The sequence below is a fragment of the Halococcus saccharolyticus DSM 5350 genome (genome assembly GCF_000336915.1).
Classification (GTDB): Archaea; Halobacteriota; Halobacteria; order Halobacteriales; family Halococcaceae; genus Halococcus; species Halococcus saccharolyticus.
The window spans coordinates 19625-43723 of sequence record NZ_AOMD01000029.1; the positions used below are offsets into that span (position 1 = coordinate 19625).

General features: G+C 57.9%; 13 protein-coding genes and 2 pseudogenes. 8 read left to right on the forward strand and 7 right to left on the reverse strand.

The features are described 5' to 3' along the window. The first annotated feature begins 169 nt into the window (after nucleotides 1-169). From C449_RS13100 to C449_RS13110, 3 genes are all read left to right on the forward strand, one after another. Nucleotides 170-1483 (forward strand): hypothetical protein, encoded by a 1314-nt coding sequence (locus C449_RS13100; RefSeq protein ID WP_006078514.1) that lies wholly within the window; start codon nucleotides 170-172, stop codon nucleotides 1481-1483. A gap of 114 nt (nucleotides 1484-1597) precedes the next feature. Further along, nucleotides 1598-5251, forward strand: coding sequence for a VirB4 family type IV secretion system protein (locus C449_RS13105; RefSeq protein ID WP_006078515.1), 3654 nt, complete (start codon nucleotides 1598-1600; stop codon nucleotides 5249-5251). A 35-nt stretch (nucleotides 5252-5286) separates the two neighbouring features. After that, entirely contained in the window at nucleotides 5287-9537 is a 4251-nt protein-coding gene (locus C449_RS13110; protein ID WP_049914200.1) for a type IV secretion system DNA-binding domain-containing protein, read from the forward strand. Between the two features lie 73 nt (nucleotides 9538-9610). On the opposite strand, the gene C449_RS17875 is transcribed toward C449_RS13110, so the two are convergent. Beyond that, nucleotides 9611-10060 carry a hypothetical protein gene (locus tag C449_RS17875; RefSeq protein WP_152415722.1) on the reverse strand — a complete coding sequence of 150 codons (450 nt, stop codon included), beginning with the start codon at nucleotides 10058-10060 and terminating at the stop codon, nucleotides 9611-9613. 964 nt (nucleotides 10061-11024) lie between these two features. Between C449_RS17875 and C449_RS18535 the strand changes: the two genes are divergently transcribed. Further along, nucleotides 11025-11180 (forward strand): hypothetical protein, encoded by a 156-nt coding sequence (locus C449_RS18535; RefSeq protein ID WP_206536540.1) that lies wholly within the window; start codon nucleotides 11025-11027, stop codon nucleotides 11178-11180. Nucleotides 11181-12000: 820 nt separating this feature from the next. On the opposite strand, the gene C449_RS13115 is transcribed toward C449_RS18535, so the two are convergent. Continuing rightward, nucleotides 12001-12597, reverse strand: a complete 597-nt coding sequence (locus C449_RS13115; protein ID WP_006078517.1) for a DUF3267 domain-containing protein — start codon at nucleotides 12595-12597, stop codon at nucleotides 12001-12003. 269 nt (nucleotides 12598-12866) lie between these two features. Here C449_RS13115 and C449_RS13120 point away from each other — a divergent pair, with 269 nt between their 5' ends. Then, complete coding sequence (locus C449_RS13120) at nucleotides 12867-13304, forward strand: DUF6653 family protein (protein WP_049914249.1); 438 nt, start codon at nucleotides 12867-12869, stop codon at nucleotides 13302-13304. A 265-nt stretch (nucleotides 13305-13569) separates the two neighbouring features. On the opposite strand, the gene C449_RS13125 is transcribed toward C449_RS13120, so the two are convergent. The 3 genes and pseudogenes from C449_RS13125 to C449_RS13135 all read right to left on the reverse strand — a co-directional run. Then, on the reverse strand, nucleotides 13570-14709 hold the full coding sequence (locus C449_RS13125) for a flavin-containing monooxygenase (RefSeq protein WP_006078519.1): 1140 nt from the start codon (nucleotides 14707-14709) through the stop codon (nucleotides 13570-13572). Nucleotides 14710-14868: 159 nt separating this feature from the next. Next, nucleotides 14869-15681, reverse strand: coding sequence for a helix-turn-helix transcriptional regulator (locus C449_RS13130; protein WP_049914201.1), 813 nt, complete (start codon nucleotides 15679-15681; stop codon nucleotides 14869-14871). Between the two features lie 246 nt (nucleotides 15682-15927). Beyond that, nucleotides 15928-16146, reverse strand: a pseudogene (locus tag C449_RS13135) (OsmC family protein); the annotation flags it as partial. A 144-nt stretch (nucleotides 16147-16290) separates the two neighbouring features. Here C449_RS13135 and C449_RS13140 point away from each other — a divergent pair. Then, a complete protein-coding gene (locus C449_RS13140) occupies nucleotides 16291-16665 on the forward strand; it encodes a hypothetical protein (RefSeq protein ID WP_006078522.1) in 375 nt (124 codons plus the stop codon). A 746-nt stretch (nucleotides 16666-17411) separates the two neighbouring features. Here the strand turns inward: C449_RS13140 and C449_RS13145 are convergent. Further along, the gene (locus tag C449_RS13145) at nucleotides 17412-18665 is read right to left on the reverse strand and encodes a Cdc6/Cdc18 family protein (protein ID WP_006078523.1); all 1254 of its coding nucleotides are present in this window, start codon (nucleotides 18663-18665) and stop codon (nucleotides 17412-17414) included. Nucleotides 18666-20117: 1452 nt separating this feature from the next. Here C449_RS13145 and C449_RS13150 point away from each other — a divergent pair. Further along, nucleotides 20118-21356: pseudogene (locus C449_RS13150) on the forward strand (RNA-guided endonuclease InsQ/TnpB family protein). Between the two features lie 71 nt (nucleotides 21357-21427). Here the strand turns inward: C449_RS13150 and C449_RS18695 are convergent. Then, complete coding sequence (locus C449_RS18695) at nucleotides 21428-22543, reverse strand: MarR family winged helix-turn-helix transcriptional regulator (RefSeq protein WP_241430121.1); 1116 nt, start codon at nucleotides 22541-22543, stop codon at nucleotides 21428-21430. Between the two features lie 210 nt (nucleotides 22544-22753). Between C449_RS18695 and C449_RS13160 the strand changes: the two genes are divergently transcribed. Continuing rightward, complete coding sequence (locus C449_RS13160; RefSeq protein ID WP_049914202.1) at nucleotides 22754-24094, forward strand: cytochrome P450; 1341 nt, start codon at nucleotides 22754-22756, stop codon at nucleotides 24092-24094. The last annotated feature ends 5 nt before the right edge of the window (nucleotides 24095-24099 follow it).

Here is a 24099-nt window from a genome sequence, read left to right on the forward strand (position 1 = left end):
TCCTTTCATGACAGCAAGCCGAATACGGGTCATTCTCCTTGTTTTCGTCCTCGTTACCGCAGCTGTCGGGCCGGTACTCGCTCAGGATGGAGGCGAAAACGAAACAGACCCATTTGGGAACACCTCAGCCGGGAATACTACCGGTAGCAGCCCCACCAATAACTCGTCCGTGACGGGCGGGCTCGGAACCGGTGCAAGCACAGGATCAGGGGGCTCGGAAAGCGGCGAACAAGCCTACGGCAGCGGGTATCTCAGCGATCGAGCCGCCAATCGGTCAACGGGACCGAACGGGTCGATCAACATCGGTGGAAACAACAGCACGAACAGCAGCGGCCTCAGCAGTGACGCAAGCGGGATCAAAGGAACCGCGATCAACGCCGCGCTCGACGTCGTTGCACGATTCCTTGAGTTCATTTCAAATCAGATCGCTAACGCGCTCTCATTCATTCTACAGGAAGTATTCGGCACGATTACCTACACACCGGCCCCGCCGAGCGGGAATATGTATCAAGCAGTCGGCGGTGACTCATTTTGGGGCGGCATCTACAACTCTTACAAGACGCTGTGGCAACCGCTCGCTCTTGCGATTGCCGCCCTGCTGACCGGCGTCTATGTCGGACTCGGACGGTTCGGCCTCGATATGCTCCCTGCCCACGTTCAGCAGCAGGGATTCATGCACTTAGGGCTCGCCTGGATCATGGCATCCGACATTTCGTGGACGCTCATGGGGATCATACTCGACTTTACCAGTCTCATTAATCGGGCGCTCGTCGGATCGGTTGAGTTAGAAAACGGGTTAGTCGGCGGTGCCGGGCTTGCGCTAGTCGGATTGATTCTATTCTATCTGTTAGGTTTCTGGATAGTTATCGCGATGGTGCTCATCTTCGCGTTCCGTATCGTCGGGATGATCGCGCTCACCCCCATGATGCCCGCCGTATTCGCCGCCCGAGCGATCCCGGTTAAGGGTGTCTCAGATATGATGGACGCCCTCTGGCGGTTCTGGCTCTATTTGGTGATCCTTCCGCTGCCGGTCGGGGCCGTGCTCGCGGTCGGGTTCGGTCCCGATATGCAACAGGTGATGCAGAGTGCCGGACTCGCCGGAGCGTTCCTGAGTCTCGCGTTGCAGGTCGGGACAATCGTCGGCGCGATCGTCCTTCCGTACATCCTCTATCAGCGCTCGGGTGCGGGCATGATGAGTGTCGGTGTCGTCGGGTCGGCCTCGACGGAAAAAGTGCGAGAGGCGCTCGGTCGCCAACAAGAGCAGGTCGACGAAGGCCGGGAACAGGGCCAGCAGACCTCGCAGAATCTCCCCGGACGAGTGGGCCGCATGGCCGTCAAAGCCCGGAAAGTCGGGATCATGTCACCCGGCGGGCTCTCTCAAGACAACGCTCAGAGCGGCGGTGGCGGCGGTAGCGGTGGCGGTGGCAGCAGCAACGAGGTGTACGTGAATATCGAGGAACGACGTCGGCGGCTTCAACAGTAGCTCAACAACCATGATCCACACCAGCAATTCCACGACGACGACCGACCACGAAATCGAGCAGTCGAGCGATACGCGGCGGCGGCACACAATCGCGGATTCCAACGGAGGCAACCTATGAGCGCAGATCAAGGCGAGAATACGGTACTCGAAACGGTGATTCCACAGGACAAGACCGGCGGGATCAATCGCATCTTCATGGGACTCTCGCTCAGTGAGATCATTCTCATTATCGGCCCGACGTTCCTGTTTTTCTATACTACGACCTCGATTCTCGGCATTCCACTCAATCAGTTTGTCGCGATCGGGACCGGAGCGATCGCGCTCACACTTTACTTAGTCGTGAAGATCACACCCTGGTATTCGACGCCGCTGGAAGTCCTCTCGCGGACCTACTCATACGCTCGCGAGCGGACGCGAATGCCCCTCGTCGCCGAGGACGCCGAGGAGGTGCCCGGTGTCGCCGACGTTCACCCCGAGCATCAGGCGGTCGAGCTCGTCGACGGGACACTCATCGGCGTGGTCAGCGTGTCGCCGGTCAATTCCTCGCAATGGAGTGACGACCAGTGGCTCGCCCAGGTCGGCCAACTCGCGACCAGCATCAACAGCACGATCGCTCGCGACGGCGGAACCGGGTTCGACGTCAAGATCCGCGTCTCACAGACCATCCCCAGCGCCGGGGAGCAGGTCGAGGGACTCAAAGAAGCCGCTCGGAACGGCTACCCCACCGAGGACGGTGGCACGCCCGAGTACGCCCGCAAGTACGCCGAGGAGCAAGTCGAGGCGACAGTCGATCAACTCGCCGATCGGGGGATCATGGACCGCGAGATCCACCTCATTACGTCGGTCAAGCCCCATGAGGCCAACACCTCCGAGTCGATCATCGACAAGTTCTCGAATTTCTCGATCGTGAAAGCCAGCGAGAACCAGCGTTCCTCGCAGGCCGCCCTACTCGACAACCGGGTGAACACCGTCGAGAACGCGGTACAGGCGTTCACGGTCGCTCGCCGTCTCGACGCCGACGAGCTCGTGCAACTATTCCGAAGTCACTGGCTCGATCCCGATACCGACGATCGGTTCGAGTATTCGACCATGACCACCGAGGGCGGTGTGAGCAATCCCGCCGTCGACGTCGACGCCGCAACCCACGAGGAACACGTCGGTCAGAGCGCCGAGGACGAGAGCGAGAGTGAAGGCGAACAGGCCGACGCTGAGAGCGACGAGAGCGCGCCCACACCGGAAGCCGCGACCGACGGGGGAACTGCAACAGCAGAGGGCGAAAGCGAGCCAGCGACCGATACTGACGCCCCTGACGGCGACGACAGCGACGAGGACCAAGGTCGGATCGCCAGCGCTCGCGAGTGGGTGAGTTCGACTGTCACCTCGCTTCGCGGTCACACGTCGGAGAGCACCCGCGATCAACTGGTTTACTCGCCCTCATACGTCGAGCCGGGAACCCAGCACGTCGAGTTGAACGATCAATACACGTCGACACTCTGGATTACCGGGTGGCCGAAGCACCCTGAGACGGGCTTGCTTGAGGATATACTGTCGGTGCCTGAGATTCGCTACGATCTCTCGATCTACCTCAAATCCACCGACTATCACAACAAGCTCGACTCGCTCGCCAGCGAGCGCCAGCTCATTACCGGTGCGGCAGTCGTGAAAAAGGAAGGCGGAGACGCCGACGTAGAGGATGCGACGTCGCTCGCAGCGGACAAGCAGGTGCTTCGCGAGCAGATGCAAGAGAACGACCTCGAGTGTTTCGAGGTGGGTATGGCGATCACCATTCGTGCCGGGTCGAAGTCCGCCATGCAGGATGCACGACGACGGATTATCAGTCGGTGTTCGGCGTCGAATATCTCGACGACCACGGCTCACGGACGCCAGTTGGCCGGGTTGCGGAGTACCAGTCCCACGATTCAGGACGATCTAGAGGAGGAGAGCCGAGTCGACACCCGATTCGACATGACGAGCGACGGCGTGGCCTGTCTGTTCCCGTTCGGTGGATACACGCCGAGAGAAACGGAGGGAACGACCTACGGAATCGCGAAAACCGGTCAGCGAAACACCGGCGATCCACTCGGCATGATGCAAGTTGACCGGCTTCGCCGTACCGCGCCACACCGGTTTTGGGTCGGTCGATCGGGGAGCGGTAAGTCGTTCGATATGAAGAATCACATCATCGAAGAGCTGCTGCGCAACCCCGATCAGAACACCGTGATCGTGGATATTGCTCGCGGGTTCGACGGGCCGGTAGAGGCGTTCAACGGGCCGAAAATTCTCGTCGGCGAAACCACGATCAACCCCTTCGAGATCCGCCCACCCGAGGACGCTCGTGGAACCCAGGAATCGCTCGATGATAAGGTGCGTCTCATCACCGATATGTTCCAAATCTATCTCATGCACAACGCGCCCGAGGAACAGGCACAGGCGATCCGCTCTACTATCAATATGACCGTCCGGCAGACGTTCAAGCAGGCCGGACCCGAGGACGACGAGGAAGGGATCACGAACGATCCCGAGACGCACAGCAAGCAGTCGCCGACGATGCACGATTACTTCGAGACGCTCGCGAAGATCGAGGACGAGCCGGAGGAATACACCTTCATGGAAACCGAGTCGGAGAAAGATTCACTCAAACGGGACATTGGCGTGCTGCTAAACCGGCTCAAGGAGTTCCAGCCCGGCGGAACCTACGATTATCTGTGTGGTGAGTCGGAGGTCAATCTGTACGATCGAGTCGTCTACTTCGATATGAACAAGTTTGAGAACGACTCGACGGCGGCGAAGGGCATGATGATGGCCCTGATTACGAGTCACGCTTACGAGCTCGCCAAGCAGACGCGGGGCCACGTTGATCTCGTCGTCGACGAGGCGCACGACCTCTTTCGGGACGCCGCCCAAGCCGATCAGATCGAGAGCATGGTCCGGGCGGGTCGGAACACCGGGCTCATGTTCGATTTCATCTCGCAGGCAGGAGAGGACTTTGACGCCGGAGCAGCGAAGGTGATCGCCAAGCAGTGTGCGATCGCGATTTGGCGCGACCTCGGCGAGATGGACGTCGAGACGCCGATGGAGTTCGGACTCAGCCAAGAGCAGGCCGCACTCGTCTCAGGGGGCCTCGCGACCGGCGACAACGACGCGATGGAGTATTCGGAGGCACTCGTCGACGTCGAGGGCGACCGCTATCTCATCGAGCGGCGCGTGAGCGATTACGCCGCCCGACTCGTGGATTATCGTGAGTCCGAGCACGGGGAGTTCGACGCCTACATGGAGGGTATATCGCTTGAGGAGCAGCAAGCCCAGGAATCCAATTCCGGCACCCAGTCGATCGAGGATGACGACGAGAGCGACGTTCGCGACGACGACGGCGGTCTTGTAGAACAGCCGAACGTGCTCGGGTCAGGGATCGCGGCGAACGGCGGTGAGTCCGACGTCGACGAGAGCACCACACCCGAACAGGGCGAGGCTGACAGTAGCCACGAGAGCGACAAGAGCGCCGCGCAGAGCGAGAGCAGTCCCGACGAGTCCGATGGGGACGATACCGACGACACGCCCAGCGAGGACGCTGCCAGCGACGACGAGAACGCTCCCGAGAGTAGTGAGGACGACAGGGAGACAGAGACGGACGACGAGGAGCAGAACACCGCAGAGGACGACGAGAGCGAGCCAGAGAGCGAGGGTCAAGAGGAAGCCCCGATCCCCGATGGCAGCGGTGAGAGCGACGGAGAGGGTGAAACCGACGATAGCAGCACGGAGGACGACTAATGCCGTTCCTGAGCAGAATCCGTCGAAGCAACAAGATGACGTTCGCCCGAGCAGCAACGCTTTCAGAAAGCACCGCAGAGCAGTTTCAGGGTCAAGCAGAGGGCTTTGACTCGCCGATCTACAAGCTCCAACCCTACCACGGTGAGAACGGCGTCGAGCAGGCCGTGAACCTGCTGGAAGGGCTATTCCATTATCAGACCAAGTTCGGGGTCATCAACAACAGCGAGACGCACGCTTTCGAGATGTGGTTTGACGGGGAACGCACCACCTACCACTACATTCCCGAGGACGTCGCTACCGGTGAGAACTTCCACGAGCAGATTACCGAGGACTACCCTCACACGAACGTCCGCCAGTCTTTCGAGAGCGTCCCCGATGGGATGTTTCAGGCCGACCATGCGCTCGCCGGAGCCCGGTTCAACCTCATGCGCGATCCCACCTACCCGATCAAGAGTATCGAAAACGGGGGGTTCGGGACTCGCAGCCGTGGGAACACCCGCGATCCCTACAAAGACTTGATCGGCCCGTTCACCCGAGACGACGATTCTCGGATCATGTTTCAACTCGTGTTCTATCCCGTGAAACGGGGCTGGCTACGTCGAAAGCAGGTCAACAGGCGGGCAGAAGCACTCCGAGGTGAACACGCCGAGTTACTCCACAGTCGAGACGCCACCAAACAGGAAAAAGAGGCTGCTCGGGTCATTGAGGAGCAGAAGAATCGCGATATATTCGGCGTCGAGATGCGGATGCTCGTTTCGGCACCGACGGAAGACCGTGCCACCAATCGGCTTGAGAGTCTTACCAGCCAGATCGAGAGCCGCTACCGGACGAACCTCAATCAGCGCTTCTACGCGAGTCCGGCGTCGAGCTACCTGCCGGGATGGAACGGTCGCGCTGTTCGCGACCTCGCGAAATCAGTCGTGACCCGCGACCTCGATCGTAAATCCAGTATTGAATGTACGCCGGAGGAACTCGCCGGACTCGCTCACCTGCCGAGCGACGACGTGCAGAACCAGCATATCGACTGGACCAACACGAGAGCCGGTGATCCCGTGCCGATCGGGACACCGCGCTTCGATTGGGAAGGGGAGAATCTCAATCCGATCGAGCTCACCCCTCACGAGAAACAAGACGTGCTGCTATCGAGCAGTTACCAGGACAGTCCTTACTGGTTAGGACGCGGTGCTCGGAAGGCGACAGAGGCCGGAATCCACCCGGAGCAGCTGAAACTGCATATGTTCGTCGGCGGGTCGACCGGGTTCGGGAAGACCACGCTCTTGAAGAACCTCTTTACGCAGATGATTCGGCGGGACTACGGAGCGCTGTTCTACGACCCGAAAGCCGACGACGCTCGCGATTTTGTCTCGATGGTGCCCGAGGACCGGCGAGACGATCTAGTTTACATTGAGATCGGCGGCAACCGCGAGCAGACGGTCGGGTTCAACTTCTTAGAGATACCAGGCAATCCCGAACCCGAATCTGCTCAGTTCGCCGAGTCTGTCGAAGCAATGGCGGACGATATAGAGGCGCTCGTCTCTCAGGCCGGTGGTTCAGACGAGTATTGGGGACCGCGTATGAGCCGTGTCGTTCGGAACATGGCCCGAGGGATGGCTAAGAGCGGTCGGAATCTGACGCTGCTGGATATGTATTATGCGTTGATCGACGAGCGCGGTCGCCAGGAGTACGCCGAGCACCTATCCGACGAGCGAATCGAGTGGATCGTCGACTATGCGAGTCGGCAGCTAGCCGACATGGACGACAGCGACATTGAGCCGTTGATCGGTCGCCTACAGCAGTGGGTCGAGTCCGACCTCATGCGCTCGATCGTCTCGCACCCGGAATCGACGTTTAGCGTCGAGGAGGCCGTCGCCGAGGGGAAGATCATCGTGGTGCGAGACATGACCTCGACGGGCGGAACAGCGGGGACGCTCATCGCGACGGCGCTCATTCGGCGTGTGTGGTCGGCGGTGCAGAAACTACAGGACGACGAGGAGCGCGAAGACCCGCCGATGTTCTACTCGATCCTCGACGAGTTCGATAAGATCGTGAGCGGTCAGTCGTCGATCGCCGAGATCCTGTCGCTGGCACGGGCGTACAACCTGTCGATCATTCCTGCTTGCCAGGACCTCACCAACCAGTTGCGCGGCGAGGAGGGGATTCAGGACGCGATTCTCGGCCAGTGCCAGACGTTCGCGAACTTCAATCCCCAGCGCCACAAAGAGGCACAGACGATCGTTACCCGCCACAGCGATGAGGTCAGCGCGAGCGACCTCACGAACCTACCTCAGTACCAGTTCTATATGCGCAACCGCGACGATAACGGGGAGTTTACCTATTCGTACAAGGTCAACGGCTTCCCGCCGATCGACGAGGTACTCGACGAGCAGAGCGCCAGCGAGGAGGAGGTCGACGCCATGATCGAGCGGTCGCTCGAACAGTACGCGACCGAGCGAATGACCTCGCAGGAAATCCGCGACAGTTCGGAGTTCCGATCGGGTGGCGACGCCGATCCCGAGGCGATTGCCGCCGGGCTCGACAGCGGCAAGGACGAGGACACCCGCCAGCGTGACGAACTGTTCGCAGCGGTCGAGCGCGCGCAAGTGCGCAACGACATGATCGGCGAGTTTGTCCACCACGAGAAGGTGCGTGAAGCGTGGGCGACGATCGCCGAGGGCAATCTTGGGTATCTCAGCGAGACGGCGAATCAGATCGAGGAAGCCGACGACGAGTATCTTGAACAGCAGCGCCAGAACAACGAGGTTCACGCTCGGCTCACCCCGGAGGGTCGCGAGGTCGCCGGGCTCGTACAGAATACCGGGTCGTCGGGATCGGGCGGTGGACTAGATCACCGCTGGGTACTCTCACAGTCGAAACTCGCCTACGAGCGGATGGGTTACGTCGTGTCGCTCCCGACCCAAGACGAGGAGGGCGAGCTCCCCGACGGCGTGGCGATCATGCCGGTCGACCCCACCGAGGCCGAGACAGTCGGGGAAATGCACGACCTCGAAAACCAGCTGAAAACCGAGTTCGGCGAAGTCTACGAGTATAGCGAGGGCCGGGACGTGTCGATCGAGGCGGAGACGTCGACGATCACGAAGCCGATGCAGACGATGACCAACCTTCGGAAAGCGATGGACGCCAAGATGAAGTGCGTCTTTACCACGAAGGATGGCAGCTACGATGAGGACAGCGAGGCCGCCGAGGAGATCGACCACGCAAGCCTGTTCGAGTATTGGGCGCGGCGCGGCGAGCGGATCATGTACGACGACGACCTGGACAACCTGATATTCGCTCGCGAGCAAGACGACGACGACAATCGCTGGTTCTACAACAAATCAAAGCAGTTCACGATCGAGGAAGATCCCGACCTCGTTGCCTTGCGACCCGCCAACGAAAGCGGATCGAACGAAACCGTGTGGCGTGACGACGGCGACGAGATCGTACTCGCCGACGACCTCGGCGAGATACATGCTCGGTTCTCCGGCCCGAAGGACATCGCCGATCCACCACGCGAGGACTTTCCGGCGTACTACGAGTATGACAAAGAGGAGGAAGGCAACTTCCACGTCCAACTCGGCGGCGAATCCAAAGTCTATCAGACGAAAGACGAGCTACAGGCTGAGTGGACGCCCGTGAAAGAGCCCTTCGTGCCCGGTGTCGAGTTTACCGACGAGCACGGCGAGCCGAACACGCCCACCGAGGACGACTTTGAGTTCGTGATCTTCCCCGATGCGAACAACGACGAGTACGACGAGCCGATGATCTACGAACAGGGCGAGGTCACGCGCCCGCTGCTTCCCAAGGAGATGAATATGCCGTCGTCGGTCGTCGAGCGCGATCCCGACGAGGTTGATACCGAAAGCGAAGGTGAATCCGAGGGAGCGGGCGACGTCGAGAGCGAGGAGAGCCCGGCAGCCAAGGATTCCAACGATGGGACAACCGACACCACTGCCGAAGCAGAGGCAACTGCTTCCGAAGGTAGTCCGCCCGGAGATTCAACGACCAGTGAGGCAGAGGAAGGCGAGAAAGAAGGTGGAGACTCGGAGTATGTTAGTGAGGGTGTGAAAGCCGAAGATGGTGAGGATGTAGAAGATGCTTCCGATGCTACGGAAGGTGGAGATGGTGAAGATGGTGGTAACGCTGAGGATGGGACGTTAGATGAAGAATCTGCGAGCGGCGACGAGGAACAGACTACCTCGGAGGACGAATCGACTAACCAACAGGACGAGGAAGAAGGGAACGAAAAGGAACAACAGAACCAGTCCGATCAGCTCCCCCGACTATAGCTCAGGTAACATCTAACGAATTGCTGTCCCCCTCATCCTATATTAGATAAGCAACTGTTTGCAGGCAGGTCAGCTAACTCGGCGATCCACCCTGATCTTCGATCCAGTCAGCCATTTGATTGTATGCGGCTCGGATTTCATCGAGTTCATCTGCCTGTTCCTCGACCGTCGACTCTAGTTTCTCGACCCGCGATTGAAGCCGCTGAAATTCTGAGGCAAATGACTGATCTTGGTCGTCAGAACTATTGAGTATCTTACCTGCTAACCCATCACCTTGCGTCGTGAGACTGATAGATTTGGGCGGGATTCTGGAACCCGATCTCTCCTCAGATTGCTTGCTCTCGACTAACCCCTTTGGCTCCAATATACTATTTACTCGATACAAAATTTGGTGCCGATCCTCTGCTCCTGTGAGCTTGACCAGTTCCGGTGTCGTCGCTTCACCATCCCGACCATGAAGCTCAATCAGTATCGAATCTGATAGCCAGTCAAGGTCTTGTGAGCTACCATCTGCCTCACTCATACAACTTCCAAGAAGCCTGATAACGTTAAATGTTCCCCGAGGATTATCCCCGGAGAATAGTTTCCGGGGAATAGAGGTCCGGAGAATCTTCCGGTGAATATTCCGGTAATCTCCGGTAAATCAGCGACACGACAGAATAGACCCGAATACCCCCCAGTTCAGATTTGGATCTGAGAGAGGGGAAATACAGTCAGTGCGGTGAGAGAAAGCATGGTAAGAATCCTTGAATGAAACCCCGATAGGTGGGCGACTGAGCACTGCTGTAGACGAAATAGGTACAACAGGTAGCTGAGGTGCGACAACTACGACAGGCCCGATAGGTGAGGGTGCTGAGAGCGAGCTCCGATAGGTAACTATGGTGCGATAGGTGACTCCGATAGGTGCGATAGGTGATGATCTGCCAGAAAAGTGAGATAGTGCTGAGAGTGGGTCAACTGCGAGCAGCGAACCAGGATGATCTGCGATCTCGAGACAGCCAGCGACGACAGGTGCGATAGGTAAGGGTCAGCGAGAAATGAGATAGGTGCGATAGGTGGGATAGGTGCCACAGGTGAGGCAGCTACGACAAGTGCGATAGCTGCCCCTACTGACAGAGGGTCAGACTAGGTACGATAGGTGACTATGGAGAGGGTGCTCACAGCGAGTACGAATAGGTGCGACAGGCAGGTGGAGTGAAGCAGCTACGACAGGCCGATAGGTGAGTATGTGGTGGGGCGGCCAGGACAGCGACAGCAACAGCCAGTAAATAGGTGGGTGAGCGAAGACAGCATAGCTTGAACTGGTATTCCAGTATGGCGGTAACAGCCCTCGACAGTGGGTATTTCAGGCGAGCGATGGCGCGATGCTAGATCTGTATTTCAAACAGGCGATGCAGCGTAGCTTGGCCTGGTATTCCAGTGTGCGGTGCAGCGGCGTCAGCGGCGGCGGATAGCGGGGCGACGGCGGTCTGTCGTGCCGACGTCGAGTGAGCAGCGGCGGTCTGTCGCGCGGCGGTGGTGGCGGTCTGTCGGGGGAGGGGAGCAGCGAGATCGAGCCCGCCAGCGGGGGAGTCTGTCGGTCGAGCAGCGGGGTGAGCTCACTCCACCGCCGGGTGGCCTGTCGGCAGGTGCTCACCCGGTGATGGGAGGGGAGGGGTGCAGGAGCCGGGGGAGCAGGGAGGGGAAAGATGGGCAGGTGCTCCGTGTACCGGCGGGGGAGGATGGTGCCGGTGGGTGCCGGTGGGTGCCGGTGGTAGAGGACTCACCAGCGGGGAGGGCAGTTCCCACCACCGGGGATGATCCCCTCACGAGAAGCAGGGTGAGTGGTGAGAGAAGGGTTAGCGGTCAGAGGTGGAGTCGCTTCTTAGAATGCTTGTGCCGGGAGAGCAGGTCTAACAGTAAAAGAATCTGTAGAGGTTAGAGAAGTCAAGGAAGCTAAAGCATCTACGGCATCCGTAGCATCCGACCCTTCGAGAACATCTAAGAAGGTGGAAGCAGGGAAGGGACCGAGCAGGTGGATCGGAGAGAACAACAGAGAAGCAATAGCGAGTCGGGTCAGGTAGAGGCGGAGTGAGAGGAAAGATCATGAGAGGGGTGAGTGAGCAGCGAGAGACCTCCGTGGCGGTGAGCCCCGGTAGAGAGCCGTGAGCAGAGAGAGCGGGTGAGGTAGGGAAACCACCGTAAGAACAGAGAACAGAAAGAGCACAGATACCAGCGTCAACAGCCGTTGAATCGGTGTTCACAGCAGGCGATCGAGGTGCTTCAGCGGGTGTCGAGTGGGCGGCAGTGGCCCCGGTCAGCGGGAACAGAGGCCAATACACCCGTGCAACCGGGGCAAGAGGCGGCAAAGGTCGGGGATGCTACCGAGACAGTAGTGGGAGAGGGTGCCGGAGATGGGGCGGCATCTCCTACCGGTGTCGCACCGTGAGCAGGTTCGGTGAGCGAGCTCGTCGAGGATGCTCTTTACGATGGGACGTAGTAGGCAGTGCGCTCGTCGCGATCGTTTTCGAGCAGCGAGCCCGCCGGGAGGTGTGCCATTTTCCAGACCGTATTGAAGTCGCTCGACGAGCCGAGCGTGTTGATGAGCAACGCTGGGAGAAATACCGCCGCTGCAAGCCCGGAGAACGCTACGACCGCCGGAACCAGAACCAACGTCAGCGAGAGAAACGGCATGATCGTGACGAACACCGTTTCAAATCGGGTCTGTGGTCGCCCGTAGGTTGTGACGAACGGCGAGAGCGAGTACCAGTCCCAGCCAAAGCGGACGTTCAGGCCGTAGAGATACCCACCGAGGCCGTGGAGAGCCTCGTGGACCGGGTAAATCCCGAGCGACGAACAGACGATCAAGATGTAGAGCGCCGGGTTAGCGTCCTGTAGCGTGATGATCGCAATCGCAACCCGCTGGAGATTCGGCGTTCCGTGAGCGAACCACGCGAGCGCGGCGAACAACAGCGCCAGCGTGAGCCGGAATAACCGGTTGAGCCAGAACACACGCGGTGGTACGTCGATCTTCGGCGCGTGGTAGTCGTAGCCCGCCGGTACTTCGAGCAGGTCAACCATATGATTACCTCGATTACAGGAGCCAGCAGCAAAGAAGCATCGACTATAGTGTTCAGCAGAGGTCCTCATACACCCACCAGACAATCTCCCCGCCAGTTGCCAGAAGTACCGTGCAAGATACAGAGCTTATATCTTGCACCTGGCCTTTGTCGGTATCTCTTGCCTTCCTACTCTCGGGTTGACCCTGTAAGCAGGGGAGTGGCTGCTGGCAGGGTCAGGGCCGTGGTGCACCCATAACTACAATAATACGCATGATAGATGGGGCAATTATGGAAACCACCTCTCAGACGGTACTTAATGAATACTTCTGGAAGCGCCACGCTAATCCAAAAAGTGGGTGGTCACGAACGGTGACTCTCCCTCTATTGATTTACGCCATCATCGGTCGTCGATGGAAGCTTCTCCTCGCAGTAATTGTTTTCACAATCATCAATCCACTATTGTTTCCTGTACCTGACAATACGGATGCTTGGATGACGAAAGTCGTCCTCGCTGAACGCTACTGGCGGAGCCACGAGACCGACATTGGCTTACTCAACATACTCAATCTCGCAAATGTGCCGATAACGTTGTACGCTATCTATGCAGCCTATCGACGGAATATCGGTGGGGCGACTGTCGCAACATCTCTTTCAATGACACTTAAGTTCGCGTTCGTCGCGGCTTTGGTTCGACGTTTCGAAGACGATCTCTCCGAATTTGATTAGTCATCCATCGAGGCTGCTCTCACGGCCCCACGAGGGGCCGGAGGACTGGCGGGATAAGGATGAGCGTGGAACGTGCAAGATGCGCGGTCTATTCAGCGCTATCGTTCAGAACTACCGTACCTCTGCCAGTTCTTGCCTGACCGATTCAGAGGGTGTATCGGTAACCGGGGGGATCCACCTTCAGGTTAGGATGGGTTAGACCGTATGAGCTGGCGACATACGCGGGATTGGTCTCTCTCGGATGCGGGGTTGGTGTCGAACTGGACTACGACTGCTGTGCAAGCCCGTCCGTTGATCCGGTGTAGCTCGGACGCGGCTGGTGGTGGCGCCCCTTTGACGTCAGGTGGTCGACGACGTACTCCGCATCCCTGCCGACGCCGGTGAAAAGCCCCGATGTCGCCGCGTACAGGAAGAACAGGCCGACAAAGTAGAGGCCCGGCTGGTCGGGGACGACGCCGCGTACGTGGACGGGCTCTTTGGGCTGTCCCTTCCCGTCGAAGATCGGGAGTTCTATCCACGAGAAGTTCGGCCGGAAACCAGTGCACCAGATGACGTTCGCGACGTCGAGGACGTCGTCATCCCCCACGACTGGGCGACCGTCCCGAACGCCGGTCGTGCGAGGTACCCGCTCGACGCCAGCAGCGGCTAAGTCACGTGGTTTGACCCGGACTAGCTGGATGCCCTGGGACAGCATCTGTGAGCGCTTTCGCCGCCCGATGGGCGTCCCCGTCGTGAGGACCCTATGAAAGAGCACCCGCATGACGAACGGGATCCCCAGGTGACGGCCGAACCACGAGTCGACGTCGAACGGCACGTGGCCGACGTCCCGGCCCGACAGCCACGTTTCGTGTCCGGTGGCAACATCGAGGGCAATCTCAGCTCCGGAGTTACCCGCCCCGACGACGAGTACGGGCCCGTCCTGGAGTTGATCGGGGTTGCGGTAGTCGCGCGTGTGCAACTGGACGACATCGTCGGAAAGCTCCGACGCGAACTCCGGGACCTTCGGGACCTGATAGCTCGCCATCGCCACGACGACGTTGTCTGCCTCGAATTGCCTGTCGCCGGCGCTCACGAGAAAGCCATCGCTGCTCCGTTCCAGCCCGTCTACGCGCACGCCGAGTTCGACGGGCAGGTCGAACCGCTCGGCGTAGGTCTCGAGGTAGTCGGCCACCTCGTCCTTCGTGGGGAAGGCGTGCGGTGAGCCCAGGTAGGTCATCCCCGGCAGGCGCGAGTAGCGGGCTGGCGTGAACACCCGGAGCGAGTCCCAGCGGGCCCGCCACGGGTCGCCGACGCGGTCGCCCGCGTCGAGGATGACGAAGTCCTCGTCGTGTTGCTGTAAGTAGTACCCGGTCACCAGTCCGGCCTGACCGCCACCGATGACGACGGTGTCGTGTCGTTCGATCATGTGTCCTTCCTCGGCTAACCGTACGCGCCCGAGGGAAGTGATGATGCCGCCTGCAGGAATTCACGCCCTGAAATCTCGGGCAAGTCGGGGGTCCGCTACGTCAGCGGCTCCCGGCTGATTGGTTTGCCAGTCCAATGGCGGCGATCGTCGCCAGTGGCGTTACGAAGGGGTGCGAGATTCGAAGGCGGCGGAGTCTAACGGGGTTGCCTCCGCACGAACCTCTTCGAAGACCGAGATGGCCCACTCGCGGGCCTCCGGGGCGTCGGTATCGATGACAGCTACGAGTGCCCCGGTGTCGGCGTCGTGACAGCAGATGCCGGCTCGGTCGTCCACGATGCCGAGGCCACAGCGGTCGCCGTCGGGGAGGTGGTCGTGGACGAGGATGGTCGCGTTCTCGCTGTCGGCGACTTCCATGATCCGGTCCGGGTTCCAGGCGAATGTCCCTTCCAAGGCCTCGGGTGTGAACACGTACTCGAACGTCATTCCCTCGAGGACCGCACCGCAGGCCGTCTCCAGGTTACTCGACTTGTAGACGATGTTGTCGAACCCGCGCAACGACGAGGTCGAGCCGATGAGATGGCCGAGGCGCTCGACAGGCTCGTAGGGATACCCTGGCCCAGGGTAGGAGACCACCGCGTCGGCAAAGAGGCCGACAGAGAAACCCGGCATCTCAACCGGCAGCCACTGCCAGACTTCGCGGAGCTTCTCTTCGATCTCCATCGCGCCCCGGAGAGCTAGGAACCGATCAGCGACGTACTCACCGAGGGGGCTCAGTCCGTACGTGGAGCCGTCCCTGACGAGCCATCGACGCTCGCTGAAGTCGGCGAGCACCCGTCCGATGGTTGGCGAGGAGGCACCGGAGGCTTCACACAGCTCTCGACGATCGGTCGGTCCGTCGCGCAACGCCTCAAGGACGCTGACCCGGTGGGCCGACATGGCCAAGAACTGGATAGTGTCGATACCTGGATTCATATGAGATATAGGATGGCGAGGAGCTTAGCGTTTCGGCGTGGAGACAGATGGCTCTACATTCGAGGGCCTCGGGAAGATTGAGTGGCGTGTCCACCGCCTGCTTCCCAGCCCACCCCGATGGTTGCGATGCACCTCGGTCGCGGTAACGTGGCAGTCACCATTTGCTGCAATCGCGCCGGTATCTTGCACGGGACATTCCCGACTCACTCAACTGCTGTCAGAAGCGCCGTGCAAGATTCAGAGGATCTATTTAGTGATCAGGCGGGTCTCAAGCGGGACCTCGTTCGTGATCATGTCCACAAGCGGTGAGGTCGCTTCGACGTGGTTTTGCAACTCCTGAAGCTCGTCTTCGGTGGCGTCAGCGTCCACGGACACCGTACAGGTAATCGACTCGTAGCCCGGACGGACATCCTCAGAGATACCGAGGAATCCTCGGAGGTCGACGTCGCCCTCCATTTCGAACCTCTATCAGTACGTACTGCCAGATGTTCATGCCGTCTGACGTCGTTCGGGCGTTTCTCGATGATCTTGGAATCGCGACCGGAGGTGAGGAGTGATGCGAAACGACCGGAATAACGCTTTAACGTGTCGCGACCGGAGGATACAGCCATGAGCTCAGAGGTGGAACGGGACGCCGAACGAGTGAACGAAGAGATGATCGCGGATGCGTCTCTCTGGATTCGGATCTACGAGGACGGCGAGGCCGTCGGTGTCGTGAACATCGACCGCCAGATCGCCGACTATCGCGGTGCCTCTGAGCGTGTTTCGCGGACACTCGATCGGATGGAGGAGGAAGGGCTCACCTACCGTGGACCGGTCCCCCAGGAGGAGCAGCCCGAAAACGAGTGGCGGACCATGACGACGAACTACGAGCGCTCAGGCGAGGGACTCGGCCAGTACCTCCTTCGCGAGATCGAGCGCGCCAGAAACGACGGACTCGACATTTCGGGCGAACCGATCGGGTTCGTCCCCGAAGACGAGTAGAACCACGAACGAGCGGACTGTCGCTGATTCTCGGCGGTCGATCGCGAGCAGCGGAAGCCACGGAGAGTGAGTGCCGACAGCGGTCGCGCCGCGGGCCGCCGCGCCGCTGGACTTTCTTACCAAACATCCGAACGCACATTCCCGTCTGAGTGTTAGGTAAGAAGCGTGGCAAGCGGCGGAAAGCGGCCCCACGCCGTCTGAGAAAGGGATAAGCTTGTCATGCATGAAGAGCAGCACAGCACTTGACTACACCACCGTTTCCGGAGGTTCCATAGCCCACCCCAGTGCTTCCGGAGGTTCCTGACGTGGGGTGAGATTTCCGGAGGCGCACTTCCAAATCCAGGAAAACGCAAGACAGAGTAGGGATTGGTCGGATTCACACACACACCCTCCATTGTTTCCGCAGGTTCACCCCAAAGAAGGTGGGAAAGCTATCCGGTGCCCATTTGAATGGAAACGCTTAATACGCCACGTTGCTCACCAAACCCGTAGTGGGAATAAAAGGAAAGTAAAGAGACTCTCTCTTTACTTGGGAAGGGTTCTTGTTTGAAACCCTCCGGAAACAGTGGAGGGTGTGTGTGATATTCAGTGCAATTCAACCGCTGTATGGTGAATCTCTCTGTTCATCTCCACATCCTCCGGAAACGACACCCCACGTCAGGAACCTCCGGAAACGGTGGTGTGGGAGAATGCAAATCAATCAGGATCTCTCCAGCAGATCTCGCAATAGAAATTCTCCGAGTAGGCTACTGATCTACCATTTCTTCAACGCTCTTGTGTACTCCAATAGTCTCTACAGTGTCACTAAGGGCAGAAAGTATCTCTGTCGTGGAGTGGTTCAATGAATGTACTTTGTACTGGCCACCGGAAGAATCGTGCTTAACTTGAGAATCTAGAATATTCAACTCATCTAACCGTCCGTAGTAGTCTCGTGCTCGACGTTCCGATACAGGGTCCTGTCCGATAATCTGGGTAAAGTCAGTATACCGCTCATAGAGCATTGACGAAGTAATTTCTTCGTGATCTCGCTCTTCCAAGACGGCAAGTGCATAGACTACGGTTTTTATATTCTCGGGAAGATCGGCTAAGACAGACAAGGACCGTTGGGTCTCGTACTCATCCATTGCTTCCTTGATAAGCTCCTCAGTAACGTGATCCTTGCCTCGTTCGCGAGCGTAGTCACCAGCAATCCGAACTAAATCTAAGACCATTCGCGCATCGCCACTATTCTTTGAACCCATAGCAGCTGCGTATGATATCGCACCATCCGTAACGACGTCATCATAGAACGCAGTTTTGACACGTTGACTGAGAACTTTTTCTAGTTGCGTAGCATCGTACGGGGGAAATTCTATAACCCGCTCTCGAAGAGACGACCGGACATCTGAGGAGAGATTTTCTCCAAACGCTGTATCTGTGCTGATCCCAATCAATCCAAGCTTCGTCTCACTAAGATCACCGTAGCTACCGGCTCGAGTGGTCTTGTAGAGAAATGTATCTATATTCGCCACATGGTCGATTTCATCCAGGACTATGAGAGCTGTGCCTCCAATCTCGTCTAGTTGTTCGAAAAAGACGGAGTATACTTTGCTTTCAGGATGACCTGTAGAAGGGAGATAATCTTCGGAATTTGGGATAAGCTGATTTGCGAGCTCAATCGTGAGCTGATATGATGTGTTTATACCTTCACAATTGATGTGGAGAGCTTGGAATTCAGTTTGTAGGTTTTCAGAAGATCTGAGTTGATTCAAAACCCAGTGAGTGACAGCGGTTTTCCCCACGCCGTTTTGCCCATAGAGAAATACGTTATCGGGGTTTTCCCCTTTGTAAACTGGCAGGAGTGAGTTAATGTACTCCTCTTTTTTCTCATCGCGGCCGACAATCTCTGTTGGAATATACTCATCAGCTAGCGCATCACGCTGTGCAAATATCGCGCTTTCTGTTAGATTGTCAAAGGCAGATGGCATTTCTCTCTCCCGTACGTTGGTAGCGTCGTACATGGTCAGCTACTAAAAGCCTTCGACCGGCGTTTCCGTGGGTTCCGTAGGTCGGGGTGTATTTCCAGAGGTTGGGATGCAACCGGTCCCCATTGTTTCCGTAGGTTCCGTAGCCCACACCACCGTTTCCGGAGGTTCTGTAGGTCAGGAGTGTATTTCCAGAGGCTGGGATGCAACCGTACTCCATCGTTTCCGTAGGTTCCGTAGCACACACCACCGTTTCCGGAGGTTCTGTAGCCCACACCACCGTTTCCATTGGTTCCGGTATTGGTTGTTGCAGACGTAGAAGCCATCAATCTCCTTTCTTGAGGATACGCCTGAGTAGGGGGAAAAAGCGTAGCTTTCATACTGATTTTGGTCCCGTTGCGGAGTTATCTTGGTTCTCAGATTCATTAATGGACAGAGAATTTTCCGACCGATGGAGACACCGTCCGTGCTGGTGGCTGCTACGAAGAAGTTCATCCACCTCATCGAGATCGGTATCGGCGAAGCACCACTGACAAAGGTCGTAGAACTCGGTGAGGGCACCATCTGGATCTGTAATAATCCACTCAGAGTCAGTCTCCTTCAACCGACAACTAGGCTGAGGACCGTCATCAGGAGACGTCGCAATACGACAATTCCGGCTGTGGTCAAAGGTTTGGTTAATCATATTTATGAAACCTCACTTTTTCACTCTGTGAGATAGATATCATTGATCATCAGCTCCATCAAGATTGACATCATCTGGATCTAGGCTTGCTAGCCTCTGAGCGATGGTTTTTACCCCGTCTGATTCCGGAGAATAGAATCCATATCGTATAAGCCACTTCCGAGCTGTTGACGGAGCAATATCGAAGTGATCTGCCGTGCCAATGATCGTGCTCTCTCGCTGAAACACGCTTTCTAATATCGAAGGATTCCGATAATCGTCATACTCGGAGGGTTTACTCGGAGTGATGGACGTGCTCATGTGGCACCTCTCTGAGTCGATTTCTCAGTCGTACGGATCGCGGTTAGGCACTTTTCTTGCCTGTCCGGGGAGTTTTTACATACTACCCGGATGTAGCGATTTTTGCTCTGGTTCATGATAGGTCATGCCAGAGACCGCTTGGGCGGGTCCGCCGGCTACGGTATGCGTAGTATGTCCGCCGGACTCACTTTCGGAATCATCAGCCGAATCGAGGTATGTGGCTGGGTGCCCGTGCATGGCCTCTCGCGGAAATCAGTTCGATACAGAGAGGGTTATTCCCGCCGGGGTTGACACCGTAAAAGTGAATGGAACGAGTAAATTTTAAACAAATTACCACCGAGCACAGTATGCGAGAATTAGCAAACCTCGCAGGGTGCTAATTCCCTTCCCTCAAGCGCGAACCCCGAAGGGGTGAGCGGTAGGGAGAGGATACAGCGCCCGTCATCTTCCGTCAAAATTAAACCAGAATCATTACTAATCGCCAGCCCTAACGTCGATATGTTGTGTACTACGCTTACAAGTATCGACTCAAGCCTACTGCCGCTCACCGCGAGCAGTTATCGTGGACCGTCGATACTTGTCGGCAAGTGTACAATCATTTTCTGTTTCGGTTGAATCAGCACGAGGAGACACCTGCCATGACCACGCTCCGGTCGGAACTACCCGACCTCAAGCAGTGATGGGACGAGTTGAACGACGTGTATTCGCGCACGTTGCAGGTCGTGCTCGAACGTCTCTACGACAACCTCGAAGGGTTGTCCCAATTGAAAGAGAACGGCTACCGCGTCGGTTCGCTCAACTGGAAACCGCCGCGAGAGTACCAGTCGTTCACCTACAGCCAGCGCGGCTTCAAGCTCGACAAGAAGGGCGGTCGCGCTGTGCTCCACCTCTCGAAAATCGGTGACATCCCTATCGAACTCCACCGCAAAATACCCGACGACGGACGCCTCAAACAGGTCACGGTGAAGCAAGAACCTACCGGCGAGTGGTTCGCCACGTTCGGCGTCGAAGTGGACCGCGAACCACCCGCAAAGCCCGACAATCCCGAGCGGTGCGTCGGCATCGACGTGGGCGTCCTGAAGTTCGCCCACGACACCAATGGGTTCGCGCTCGGGTCGCTTGATCTGTCCGACGAACGGAACCGTCTTGACCGCGAACGCCGGAAGCTCTCGCGGAAAGAACACGGATCGAACAACTGGGAACGCCAGCGAAAAGTCGTCGCCCAACGGTACGCCGACATCAAGCGAAAACGACGTGACTTCCTCCACCGCGTGTCGGCGTACTACGCGCGGGAATACGACCTCGTGGCGGTCGAAGACCTAAGCGTTCGCGGGATGCTCGAAAGCCCGTCGAACAGTCGCAACATCGCGTCCGCCGCATGGGCGACGTTCCGCCGGATGCTCGCGTACAAATGCGAGCGCGAAGGCACACACTTCGTTGCGGTCGAACCGGCGGGAACGACCAAAGAGTGTGCCCAGTGTGGCGTCAAGACGGACAAGCCGCTGTGGGTCCGCGAACACTCGTGCCCGGCCTGTGGGTTTGAAGCCGACAGAGACGTGAACGCTGCCGTCAACGTCCTTTCTCGCGGTCTTGCCGACGTAGGAGTGGTTCACTCCGAACGAACGCCTGTGGAGACTGCGCTCCCTACGGGAACCGACGTTTCGCCGGTTCCTGCAAAGCGCGTCCTGGAAGCAGGAAGCCCCGCCCTCAACGAAGCGAGCGTGAAAGCGCGAACGGAGTAGGGTGGAGTAGTTCACCCCAGCTGCTAACGATTTCTCGTGGTTTCGAGATACTGCCAACTACCAATCCACAATCAGTCAGCAGTGGTGGCGAGTTGATCGGTTTCGTCGCCGATCGCTTCGGAGGGGTGTTTGGATTCCGCCCGGTAGGATTTGTAGAGGTCGGTTCCCCATTCGATTAGTGCGTCGTTCGAGGAAACGATCATCGCGATTTCTCCACCGTCGCCGACTTCATTGTAGGCTCCGACCGCTACTTTTCGATCGTCATAGAGGCCGACCCCGAGGGTGTGGGAGTAGTCGAGGTAGCGCGGTTGATAGTTGGCGTACAGGGATTCATCAGCCGCGAAGGCTGTCTCTTGTTCGTTGCGAATATCCTTGAATGTCTCCCAGTCGATGACAGACTCGCCCTCAATACCCATGTCGAGCATCATCCGGTACGCATGAAACAGCACTGGATTGTAGATCGAAACGACACACCGAAACCGGTTGGTTCGCAAGTCACAGAGCCTAAGCGCTCTCCAGAGCGCCCTGGCCTTTTTCCCGGTATCGGAAGCGATCACGTACGCATCCTCGAGTTCATGGACCGGGAACGTTGCATCCTCCGGCGGGAGCCGCTGTAGCCAGTTGGCTTTCTCGATCAGCTGTTCTACTGCCCTCGCTAATTCATCGTAGGCAACCAGGGCCTCCTTGCCATCTGCCGTTAAGGAGAGCGAGTCCGAATCTTCGGCCACCCACCCGTATTCGACGAAGGAATCAAGGGCTCGTCCGATGGTTGATCGCGATGGCGAACCAGAGATGGCGGAATCCAGATCACACGCTCGGCTGTTCGTCTCGTAGATCGTTAGAAGGGCTTTGATCGGGTATTCCGACCGACTCAGATACGCCAATTCGTCGCGTCCAACGGGGTCGAGGCTGTCCTTGATGGACTCGGCGAGCACTTTTCCGCCAGCAGTGATTTCGATACCCGATTCGTGGGACTTGACGAAGCCACGGTCGTTCAGGACCGCGATATGATTCGACGTCGTTTGTCGAGAGACGTTGCTATAGTCGGCTATCTCGCTGCGAGTCGTGGGCTGAGGTAGTCTTTTGGCCGCATAGAGGACATCGTAACGATCGGTGTCGACGATCTCGTTGATAACGTCTCGGATCACCAGTTCCTCTTTCGTTAGTGGGTTTCTCGCCTGCCTCATGATTCACCATCCGATTGGGGTCACGTCGTATGCTTGCATTCATTATTGCGAATCATCTCGTCCGACTTTAAGCGCACGGCCATATGGTAAATACATCGATATTTCGTCAATTGACGAATACCCTCTCCTCGTAGTTGCGAACGAGTAAACTCGTTACAAATTTGGGGCGATAGGATTGCCTTTATTTGGGTGGTGTGTGGTGAATCGATCATGCCTCAGAAGTCTACAGTGCCTTCCCCGGAGGGGTATCCTGTTATCGGACATGCGGCTCAATTCGCGCGCAGCCCCTTCCATTTTGTCGAGAATGCAATAGAGGAATGTGGCGACCTCTATCGGATGGAATTGCCGGGAACTGACGTCTATGTGATGGCTCATCCGGAGCACCTCAGACGGGCTCTCGTGACTGATATAGACTCATTCGGGAAGACAGACGATTTCCAGCGGGTTTTCGGCAACGGGTTGCTCTCGACGGAAGGCGAGCAGTGGAGTCGCCAGCGGGAGATCATGCAACCGCTATTCGGGCGTGATCGGATTAGTGGGTACGCGCCGTACATGGTCGAGGCGACCGAACAGCGGCTTTCAACGTGGCCAGACGGCGAAACTCGGGATATGGAATCCGAGATGCAGGACCTCACGCTCGAGATTTTGTTTGCAACCCTGTTCGGGCGGACGCTCTCACCAGGGGAGGGTGAGAACCTTCGCGAAGCGTCCGATGGACTCAATCGGTGGTTCACGCCGACGTCGTGGCTCATGCCGCCGTGGGTGCCGACCCCCGCTCGCAGGGAGTTCAGCGAGTCCTCGGAGCGACTCAGAACGGAGGTCGATCGACTGCTTGCCGAGCAAGCATATGGAAGCCAGCAGACCGACGACGATCGACCGAATGGCCTAATCGCGATGCTTCAACAGGCACGCGAGGCGAGCGGTGAGGATCACATGAGCAAAGATGAGGTCGAGGACCAGATGCTCACGATGATCTTCGCGGGCTACGAGACGACCGCCGCCGCACTCGCGTTCGCCTGGTTTTCGCTTGCGACCAACCCCGAGATTCGCCGCGAGTTCCACGACGAACTCGACACCGTGCTCGACGGCGATCTTCCGTGCCCTAAGAACGTCGACGATCTAGAGCTCACCAATCGGATCGTGAAAGAGACACTCCGGCTTTACCCGCCGGTACACACGATTCCCCGCCAGACGACCGAGCCGGTCGAGGTGGATGGCTATCGGATTCCGGGCGACGAACAGGTGCATCTCTCGGTGATCGCGCTTCACCGAGACGAACGGTACTACGACGAACCGAAGTCGTTTCGTCCCGATCGGTGGACGGGCAACTTCGAGGAAGAACTCGACGAGTACGCCTACGTTCCGTTCGGCGGTGGTCGGCGAACGTGCATCGGTCGGGACTTTGCACTGCTTGAGGCGACCCTCGTGCTCGCGAGGATCGGGCAGAATTATCAGTTCGATTGGATGGGCGAAGACACGAACATCACGATCGAGCCGGAGATCACGACGCAAACGAAAAACGGGCTTCCGATGCGGATTCGCAAGCGTTGATATAG